10 protein-coding genes, 1 pseudogene and 1 riboswitch are annotated in these 9,297 nt (G+C 63.4%); of the genes and pseudogenes, 6 read left to right on the top strand and 5 right to left on the bottom strand.

The features are described 5' to 3' along the window. Both EN853_RS27630 and EN853_RS27625 read right to left on the bottom strand, forming a co-directional pair. Positions 1-250 (bottom strand): annotated as a pseudogene (locus EN853_RS27630) (serine--glyoxylate aminotransferase); the annotation flags it as partial. Between the two features lie 121 nt (positions 251-371). Further along, positions 372-941, bottom strand: a complete 570-nt coding sequence (locus tag EN853_RS27625) for a response regulator transcription factor (protein ID WP_245517207.1) — start codon at positions 939-941, stop codon at positions 372-374. Positions 942-1,388: 447 nt separating this feature from the next. Here EN853_RS27625 and mgtE point away from each other — a divergent pair, with 447 nt between their 5' ends. The 3 genes from mgtE (at position 1,389) to EN853_RS27610 (ending at position 3,902) form a co-directional block, all read left to right on the top strand. Next, complete coding sequence (gene mgtE / locus EN853_RS27620) at positions 1,389-2,819, top strand: magnesium transporter (RefSeq protein ID WP_127861980.1); 1,431 nt, start codon at positions 1,389-1,391, stop codon at positions 2,817-2,819. A 144-nt stretch (positions 2,820-2,963) separates the two neighbouring features. Continuing rightward, positions 2,964-3,350: a MerR family DNA-binding transcriptional regulator gene (locus tag EN853_RS27615; protein WP_126088626.1), complete on the top strand. Its 387-nt coding sequence runs from the start codon at positions 2,964-2,966 to the stop codon at positions 3,348-3,350. Between the two features lie 39 nt (positions 3,351-3,389). Next, positions 3,390-3,902: an HXXEE domain-containing protein gene (locus EN853_RS27610; RefSeq protein WP_127861970.1), complete on the top strand. Its 513-nt coding sequence runs from the start codon at positions 3,390-3,392 to the stop codon at positions 3,900-3,902. Positions 3,903-3,913: 11 nt separating this feature from the next. Here the strand turns inward: EN853_RS27610 and EN853_RS27605 are convergent, their stop codons facing one another. Next, complete coding sequence (locus EN853_RS27605; RefSeq protein ID WP_127861969.1) at positions 3,914-4,390, bottom strand: isoprenylcysteine carboxylmethyltransferase family protein; 477 nt, start codon at positions 4,388-4,390, stop codon at positions 3,914-3,916. Further along, positions 4,387-5,388, bottom strand: coding sequence for a DUF1624 domain-containing protein (locus EN853_RS27600; RefSeq protein ID WP_127861968.1), 1,002 nt, complete (start codon positions 5,386-5,388; stop codon positions 4,387-4,389). The genes EN853_RS27605 and EN853_RS27600 overlap by 4 nt, the downstream gene beginning before the upstream one ends. 227 nt (positions 5,389-5,615) lie before the next feature. On the opposite strand from EN853_RS27600, the gene EN853_RS27595 reads away from it, so the two are divergent. Further along, the gene (locus EN853_RS27595; RefSeq protein ID WP_127861967.1) at positions 5,616-6,815 is read left to right on the top strand and encodes an MFS transporter; all 1,200 of its coding nucleotides are present in this window, start codon (positions 5,616-5,618) and stop codon (positions 6,813-6,815) included. Here the strand turns inward: EN853_RS27595 and EN853_RS27590 are convergent. Further along, entirely contained in the window at positions 6,784-7,974 is a 1,191-nt protein-coding gene (locus EN853_RS27590) for an aromatic ring-hydroxylating dioxygenase subunit alpha (protein WP_127861966.1), read from the bottom strand. The two genes, EN853_RS27595 and EN853_RS27590, sit on opposite strands and share 32 nt — an antisense overlap. 139 nt (positions 7,975-8,113) lie before the next feature. Here EN853_RS27590 and EN853_RS27585 point away from each other — a divergent pair, with 139 nt between their 5' ends. Both EN853_RS27585 and EN853_RS27580 read left to right on the top strand, forming a co-directional pair. Beyond that, entirely contained in the window at positions 8,114-8,800 is a 687-nt protein-coding gene (locus EN853_RS27585; RefSeq protein WP_127861965.1) for a gamma-glutamylcyclotransferase, read from the top strand. Positions 8,801-8,871: 71 nt separating this feature from the next. Then, positions 8,872-9,071, top strand: a riboswitch (cobalamin riboswitch). 36 nt (positions 9,072-9,107) lie between these two features. Further along, on the top strand, positions 9,108-9,287 hold the full coding sequence (locus tag EN853_RS27580; RefSeq protein ID WP_127861964.1) for a CbtB domain-containing protein: 180 nt from the start codon (positions 9,108-9,110) through the stop codon (positions 9,285-9,287). The last annotated feature ends 10 nt before the right edge of the window (positions 9,288-9,297 follow it).

The following is a 9,297-nucleotide window of genomic DNA, read 5'->3' as shown; positions in this document are numbered from 1 at the left end:
TCAGCACCCGGTCGCCGGGGCTGAGCACGTTGGTCATCGCCGCTTCCCAGGCGCCGGTGCCCGACGAGGGATAGATGAAGACGCGGCCGGTCTCGTTCTTGAATACCTTCTTGATGTCCTCGAACAGTGGCAGCGTGAGATTGGGGAAGGAGGCGGCGCGCATGTCCTCCATCGGCAAGTTCATGGCCTGCCGGACCTCTTCGGGAATGTTGGTCGGTCCTGGGATGAAAAGGTGGGTGAACCCAGCCATGCGCGAACTCCTCCGATCGTTTGGGATGGTGGAGGAAGTTTCGTTTCGATGACGTCGAGCAACAACACCTTGCCGGGTAAGTTGTCGCCGCGCGCGGGTAGGGCGAACCTACCCGGTCGGCCTACCCGAAAGGCGATTTGGAGGTGCGGCGCTTCTCGTTCGCATAGAGCGCGACCGCCATGGCGCGATTGCGCACGTCGAGCTTGTCGTAGAGATTCTTGAGGTGGTACTTGACCGTGTTCTCCGAGATCCCCGTCCGGGTCGCGATCTGGAGATTGGTCCAACCGTCGGAAAGCACCGCCAGCAGCTCGCGCTCGCGCACGGTGAGCTGCGACAGCGGCGTGTCGTTGACCTTGTTGATGTCGATGTAGGGGATGCAGATGCGCCCATGCGCGACCGCCAGGATCGTCTCGAAGATGATCGGCGGGTCGTCGAACTGGAAGCAGTAGCCCTGGGCGCCGAGCCGCACGCACTGTTTCAGGATGCCGATGTCATGGTCGTTGGAGAAGACCGTGATGCGCACATCCAGCTTGCGGCTCTGGATTTCGGCGAGAATGTCGGCGCCGTCCATGTCGGCAAGCTTCCAGCCGATGACGGCGACGTCGAACCTTGTGCTTGCCGCCAGTTCCAAGAATTGCTTGCCGTTCTGCACCGAACTCAGGAGCTCGAAACGCCCATCGCATTCCAGCATTTCGCGGAGCGCCGATATGACGAGCGGATTGCGTTCGGCCAAGACAACGCGAACGCGCCGCTCGCCACCTGCTTCGTTCGTTTTCCGGGACTTGAGGTTCAAGGCCTGCTGCTTGTCCTTTCGGTCTTGCGCGATTGCTGGCCGCTATGGACCTGCATGATGACAATTCTGCCCCAACCGCAGAGCGGCGCTCTTTCCGCAGCGACATGTGCTGTCGCGCCGACTGAAACGGGAATCGCTTCCACTTCAGCCATATCGGGGCTGCGGTGCAGGCGCATTTTGTTGTTAATTCCGCGTGCTAGAGCGACATCTTCCCGAGACGAATCGTGTCGCCGCGCTATCTGCCGCATGGGCCCCGGATTTTCCCAAAAGCGGTTTCCACTTTCAGGAATCATGCTCTAGACCTGATTTCGCACCCTTTCCGGATTCCTGTTGGCGGAGGCGCTGGTGGAAGGCCAGGACAGAGAGACGATCGGCGCCAGGGCAGCCGAGGAGCACGGCGCCGACATCTATGGCGAGGACGGTGCTGTCCGTTCCTCCTTCCTTGCGCAGATCGGAGCGGCGATCGCGGACCGCGATACGCTCACCCTCAAGCGGGAAGTGGACGACCTGCACCAGTCGGAACTGGGCGACCTGCTGGAGGCGCTGCATCCCGAACAGCGCCGCGCCCTGGTCGATCTGCTCGGCTCCGATTTCGACTTCTCCGCGCTGACCGAGGTCGACGAGGCGATCCGCCTCGACATCGTCGACAACCTGCCCAACGAGCAGATCGCGCAGGCGGTGCAGGAGCTCGATTCCGACGACGCCGTCTACATCCTCGAGGATCTCGACCAGGAAGACCAGGAAGAGATCCTCTCGCAACTTCCCTTCACCGAGCGCATCAGGCTGCGGCGCGCGCTCGACTACCCGGAAGAGACGGCCGGTCGGCGCATGCAGACCGAGTTCGTCGCCGTGCCGCCGTTCTGGACCATCGGTCAAACCATCGACTACATGCGCGAGGACCAGAACCTCCCGGACCGCTTCAGCCAGATCTTCGTCATCGATCCGGGCTTCAAGCTGCTCGGCGCGATCGACCTCGACCAGATCCTGCGCACCAAACGCGCGGTGAAGGTCGAGGACGTGATGCATGAGACGCGCCATGCCATCCCGGCCACGATGGACCAGGAAGAGGCGGCTCGCGAATTCGAGCAGTACGATCTGCTCTCGGCCGCCGTGGTCGACGAGAACGATCGGCTGGTCGGCGTGCTCACCATCGACGACGTCGTCGACGTCATCCAGCAGGAGGCCGAGGAGGACCTTCTGCGCATGGGCGGCGTTGGCGACGAGGAACTGTCGGACACGATAGCCGCGACGTCGCGCTCGCGCGTGCCATGGCTGCTGGTCAACCTTGGCACGGCCTTTATCTCCGCCTCGGTGATCAGCATGTTCGGCGCGACGATCGAGGAAATGGTGGCGCTTGCCGCACTGATGCCGATCGTCGCCTCGCTCGGAGGCAATGCCGGCACGCAGACGATGACGGTTACGGTGCGCGCGCTCGCCACGCGCGACCTCGATATCTACAATGCCGGCCGCGTCATTCGCCGCGAGGTCATGGTCGGCCTGCTCAACGGCGGGGTCGTTGCGACGATCCTCGGGCTGGTCGCCGGCTTTTGGTTCCACAATGCCGATCTTGGTTTGGTCATCGCCGCGGCGATGATCCTCAATATGTTGGCCGCCGCACTCGGCGGCATCCTGATTCCGTTGTTCCTCGACAAGCTCGGCGCCGATCCGGCGATTGCGTCGTCGATCTTCACGACGATGATCACCGACGTTATCGGGTTCCTCGCGTTCCTCAGCCTCGCCACGTGGTGGCTGCACCTGGGCGGGGGGGCCGGATAAGGCCATCAATTGACTTTTACGTAAATGCCGTGCGACGTTGTTTTGGGGTCATATGCCGATTCCGGCACATGACGGGGTTTGATCGGAGGGAAGGGCGACGCTCCTGCGTGGCGATGCCTGGACGTTTTGGGCGTGGGAGCAAGAATGCGGGAATATTACACGATCACCGAGCTGACGCGCGAGTTCGACGTATCGACGCGCACATTGCGGTTCTATGAGGACGAAGGGCTGGTGCAGCCGATCAGACGCGGGCGCACGCGTTTGTTTCGGCCGTCCGACCGGCATCTCATCCGCCAGATCATGCGCGGAAAGCGGCTCGGCTTCTCGATCGCCGAGATCCGCGAAATCATCCAGATGTACAAGGAACCGCCCGGCGAGGTGGGCCAGCTCAAGCTGATGATCAGGCGCATCGAGGAAAAGCGCGAGGATCTGCGCCAGAAGCGGCGCGACCTCGAGGAAACGCTGGCCGAGCTCGACCAGGCGGAGGAGTCCTGCGTGGAGCGGCTGGCGGAGCTCGGCGTCAACACCTGAAGGGCCGCCTGCTTTCGTTGAACTGGCGAACGATCAACCGTGTTCATAATTCTGGCCTGGCTGTTCGCAGCCGCAGTCGTCGTCCACAACCTGGAAGAAGCATTTCTGTTGCCTGCCTGGTCGGAGCAGGCTGGGCGCTGGCACAGGCCCGTCGGGGTGCGCGAATTCCGGTTCGCCGTGTTCGCGCTCACCGCTCTTGCCGGTGGTGCGGCGTTGCTCGCTGCCGTGCAGGGGCGGGAGAGCTTTGGTGCTTATGTGTTGTCCGGCTATGCGCTGGCGATGCTGCTCAATGTGGTCTTTCCACACCTCCTCGCCACGATAGTCATGCGCCGCTACATGCCGGGCACGGCGACCGCCCTTGCCTTGAACCTGCCGGTCACCGTCGCCCTGCTGCGTCGGGCGTTTGAAGAGGGGTATATTTCGTCGATGCGTTTTGCGTTGGCGGGGCCGGCCGTCGTGCTGGCGATTGTGCTGTCGATCCCGGCGCTGTTCTATCTCGGCCGGAAACTGTGGCCCGACACCGCAAAGGCGTCACGCCGAACGGTGGGCTGATTTTGCCGCGCTCAGATCCAGCGCCGCACCCTTTTTGCATAGTCCCGATATTTCTTGCCGAACTTCGCCGCCAGCATCTTTTCCTCCTTCTCGATCGCCAGCTTCTGCGTCGCGAAGGCGGCGAGGAAGGCAAACAGCAGGAACCAGGCGATCCCGGTGATGAAGGACACGCCGATCAACAACATCGTGTTGGCGAGATACATCGGGTTGCGGGTGATGCCGAAAGGGCCCGAGGTCACCAGGTGGTCGGGCTCGGCGTTGGGATTGAGGGTCGTCTTCGCGCGCACCATGGTGCGGATAGCCGTGACCCAGAGCGCCGCGACGCCGAACAGAGCCACCCAGCCGGCGCCGACAAGGATGTCGCCGAAGATGTCGCCGATCCAGGGCAACGGGTAGAGCATGCCGAGCACGACGCTGAGGATGATCGCTACGACATAAATCACGGGCGGCCAGGGGATGATCCCATGCTTCGGCTGGGTGCCGGTCATTGCTGTCCTCCCTCCATCTTGCTTTCAGTCGCCGCCGTGCAGGTGCTGGCGAGGTCGGCCAGATGCGATTTCCAGATGCTGGTCTGATCGTTGCTGTAGAGCTTGTCGAGAGACCCTTCGCCCTTCAGCGTGTCCAACATGCAGCCACAATAGCTGGAACAGAACTTCGTGTCCTGCTGCTGCTCGCAGGATGCCTGGCAGGCTTTCAGGAAGCCGGCGTCCTTGTCTTGCGGTGGGGCCGGCATGACCTGCGAAAACAGCCAGACCGAGCCGAACAGCAGCGGCTGGTGGATGAGGTAGAAGGCGAGGCTGTGCCGGCCGATGAAGATAAGCGGATTGGACCAGCGGCCCGGCATCCAGGTCCCCAGCCGCGCGAGAAGTCCGGAAGCTGAAGCAAGCTTGACAGTCGCGATCCCCACAAGCACCGCGCCGAACCACGGGAAGAGCGGCACATAGTCGTTGGAGCGCGGGTTGGTCGCCGACAGCCCGACCCACCATAGCGCCGGATGATCGAAGACTTCCGACCGCAGATAGTAGGGTGCTGCAATCACGGCTGCCGCGACGATTGCCGTCAGCAGCGCCGGCAGCCTGAGGAAGGCGAGGCCGAGCAGGCTTGCCAGCGCGATCTCATGCAGAATGCCGAAGAAGATGAAGCCGTCCGGCGTGGCGATGTAGGTGACGGCCGAGATGGCGATCGCCGCCGTTGCGACCATGGCAAAACGCTTCCAGAAGCTTGGCCAGCGGATCTGGCGGCTGTGCGCCAGGAACAGGCTGACGCCGACCAGGAACAGGAACGTCGAGGCGATGCCGCGCGCATAGAGTTTCCACCAGCCGAAAGCGGTCAGGCCAGGAGTGGTGTAGCCGAAATTCTCGAGATCCCAGGTGAAGTGGTAGCTCGCCATCGCGATCAGCGCGATGCCGCGCAGGATATCGAAGGCAACGATGCGACTGTGCTTGGGCGTGTCCTGAACGGCGTCGCTCGTCGTTTGAAGGCTCATGATCTCGCATTCCGATTCAGTGGTGCAAAACGACTATCACGGTTCGGGCGAACAACAGAGGGCGCATCGGCGGCCGCGCCGCGCGTCAGCGGCATGGCAAGCCGCTTTAGGCCAGCGGCGGAAAGCCTTTGACCGGCTTCGCTTTTCGGCTTCCTGGAGTCGATTTCCTGCTACCGGTCGCCAAGTGGCCCGGCCAGATTGGCGAGCGATTCACTTTCGGAGGGCCGATGTCCACCCATGTGCGCCATCCGGTCTGGCTTCCGGCTCTGAGGCCCGCCGACGCGCGCACCTTTGCCTCGCTCTACGCGGTCGAATCCTTTGCCCGCGCCACGATCTCCAGTGTCATCCCGATCCAGGCCTATGAGATCCTGCACGCCGAGCAGGTCGTCTCGATCCTCTACACCGTCGTGTCGCTGCTCGGGCTTTCGGTGACTTTGTTCATGCCGATGCTGATCCGCCGCTTCGCCCGGCGCTGGGTCTACACCGCCGGCTGCCTGATGCTGGCGCTCGGCTCGGTTTTCTTCGTCACCCATACGCTGCCCGGGCAGCTCGCCGGGATGCTTTGCCGCGTCATGGGGGCGAGCGCACTGTCGATCACGCTCAACCTCTACATCATGGACCACATCCGCAAGACCGACTTCATGCAGGCGGAGTCACTGCGCATGGCGTGGTCGATGTTTGCCTGGACCGGCGGGCCGACGCTCGGCATTTTCCTCTACACGCGCTTCGGCATCTATGCCGCGCACGGCGCGGTCGTGGCCTTCGCGCTGGCGCTGCTCGCGCTGTTCTGGATCTACCGGCTGGGCGACAACCCGTCGATCCGCCCCGGCAAGAGCCGGCCGGCCAATCCGCTCGCCAATATCGGCCGCTTCCTCGCGCAGCCAAGGCTCAGGCTCGCCTGGCTGATCGCCTTCGGTCGCTCCTGCTTCTGGACGACCTTCTTCGTCTATGGTCCGCTGTTCATGGTCATCACCGGCGAGGGCAAGCTTGCCGGCGGATTGCTGGTTTCGGCAGGCAACGCGCTCTTGTTCATGGCGATCTTCTGGGGCAGGGCGGGAAAGCGCTTCGGCGGCCGCAGGACCATGACCTTCGCCTATTTCGCCATGTCGGCAATGCTTTTTGCCGCGGGCGGTGTCGGCGAAACCGCGCCACTGCTCACCGCCGCCTTCCTGCTTTGCGGCGCGCTCTTCACCATCGCGCTCGACGCGCTGGGCTCGACCGCCTTCATGCGCTCGGTGCGCTCTTACGAAAGGGCACAGATGGCGGCCGTCTACCGCACCTATCTCGATTTCTCCGAGCTGACGCCGCCGCTGATCTATTCGGTGGTTCTGACCTTCTTCGGTCTCGGCTCGGTCTTCGTCACGCTCGGCCTGTTGGCGGCCTTCTGCGGTTTCTTCACCTGGCGCTATCTGCCGAAGTCGTTTTGAGCGCTGCGTGACGCCCGCGCACCCATTCGTGGAAGCGGCGCAAGTCATATTCCTCCGGCATCAGCACGCCGGCCTCGTGTCGGATCGAGCGCAGGCCCTTCTGGTTGACCTCGCAGATCGCGGCGTCCTCTTCGAGTACCTGGGTGCCGAAGGCGACGATGTTGTCGACATCGGTTTGCGCAAGCGCATCGGGCGCGAACAGCCATTCGGCGGTGAGCTCGGTTTGCTCGGGCCCGAGCGGGGTGAGCCGCACCGTGCGGACATAGTCGACATGACCGACGATGAACATCGAGGGCAGCGAGGTGGCGTAGGTCTGGCCGGCGGCGCGCTCGGCCGGCTTCAGGCCGGCAAAGACCGGGCCATGGACACGCCCGTCGCGCGACCACGTCTCGGCGCCGGCGCGCAGGCCGCCGGAAAACTCCGGCGCGTCATTGTCGGCATGGCGCGCCCATTCCGGATCGTCATGCCTTGCCATCAGGCCGCGGCCATAGATCGGCACCAGCCGCGACAGGTCCCTGTGCACGCCCGGGCAGTGCAGGCATTCGTTGAAGTTCTCCCAGAAGATTTTCCAGTTGCAGTTCATCACCTTGCTGAGCCGGTGCCCCGTGACAAGCGTCTCCAGCGGCCAGTTGGAAAGGTCACCGGAGGCCGGGTCGAAGGAGGCGTCCGCCGAGCCGGCGGCATCGTTCGCGAGGTTGATGAAGACAAAGCCCCGCCACATCGACAACGCCACGCGGTAGAGCGGGTAGTCGACCTTCTCGAAGCCTTCGGGAAGCGATTTCGACGGCACGCGCACGAGATCGCCGCGCAGCGAATAGGACCAGGCGTGGTACGGGCAGGTGAGCAGCCGGGCTTTCAGCCGTCCCGCGCTTTCCTGGCAAAGCTGCGAGCCGCGATGCCGACAGGTGTTGTGGAAGGCGCGCAAGCTCCCGGTCTCGTCGCGCAGCACGACGATCTCCTGCGAGCCGATGCGCACGGTTCGAAAGGCGAGGGGTTCCGGAAGGTCGGCTTCGCGGCAGACCATCAGCCAGCTCCGGTACCAGATCGCCTCGAGATCACGCTGGTACGCCCCGGCATCCCGATAGGCCGCCGCAGGCAATGTCGGCTCTAGGCTGGTCAGGCCTTTATAGAGGTCCCATTCGCTCGGATTCGGCTGCATCGGCTTCTCCCTGGCCGGCGACAGCCCACACCCGGCCTGGGCCGTTGTCAATTGCGGGAGCCATTGTGGTGTTTCGGCACCGCGCTTAAGGTCGCTTCCGGAGGCCGGTGTCTTCGCCGGCCGGCGAGGGTCGCAAAGCATGCCTGCACGAATCATGTCGCTTACCGAGGACCTGGTGGCTCGCTGCTTTCGCGTCGTCGAAGACGGCGGACCAGATCCCGACGCGCAGCATCTCTCCGACAGCGACTATGAAACCATGCTCGATGCATTCGAGGCCGAGCTTCCCGCAGACGGGCCGCTCTGGCTGTTCGGCTATGGCTCGCTGATCTGGAAACCCGAGATCGAACATGTCGAGGAGCGGGTCGCCGTGGCGCGCGGCTGGCATCGCTCTTTCTGCATGAAGATGACCCGCTGGCGAGGTACCAAACAGAGCCCGGGCCTGATGATGGCGCTGGATCGTGGCGGCCAATGCAAGGGCGTTGCTTTCCGCCTGAACGGTGGCGACCGCCGGCAGGCGCTGGACAAGCTTTTCCGCCGCGAGATGACGCTGAAGCCAACCAGCTACCACCCCCGCCTGCTGCAGCTCGCAACCGACAAGGGGCCGTTGAAAGCGCTCGCCTTTGTCATCAATCGCAAGGGCACGACCTATGCCGGGCCGCTTGGTGAAAGCGAGGTGGTGGAAAGGCTGGCGACGTCCTGCGGCCATTGGGGTTCAGGCGCCGATTATCTCTACAATACGGTGAAGAATCTCGAAGCGCGTGGCATCCATGACCGGCATTTGTGGCGATTGCAGCAGCTGGTTGCCGACCGCATCGCCGCTTCCTAGCTCGCCAACCCGTGCCGCAATCGCGCTCTGGCGTGACGGAATTTGGTTTGCCGCCTGCAGCGATTCTGCCTATAGTCGGCGCCGTCGTCGGTTCCGTTTTTGGAGCCAAGAGGGAATGCGGTGAGGGTGGACTTCCTGCCCAAAGCCGTGGCTGCCCCCGCAACTGTGTGCGGTAGTCCTCTCCATAGACCACTGGGGATCTTTCCTCGGGAAGGTGGAGAAGGGCGCGGATCCGCGAGCCAGGAGACCTGCCGGCGACGGGAAAGTTGACTTCGATGCCCTCGGGTGGAGGGCGAAAGGACAAGACATGAATACCGCTTCCGTCTCTCTCGGCGCCTCCGTCTCCTCGCAGTCGCGCGTCATGCAGCTGGCAATGGCAGCGCTGCTCGGCATTTTCGTCGTCGGCTTTGTCGGCTTCTCGCATATCGATGCGGTCCACAACGCTGCCCACGACTATCGCCACTCGATGGCTTTTCCCTGCCACTGACAAGGCCTGA

This window comes from Mesorhizobium sp. M1C.F.Ca.ET.210.01.1.1 (genome assembly GCF_004791585.1).
GTDB lineage: Bacteria > Pseudomonadota > Alphaproteobacteria > Rhizobiales > Rhizobiaceae > Mesorhizobium.
Note: the sequence above shows the minus strand (reverse complement) of the source record. Positions and strands in the feature narration are given on the sequence as shown.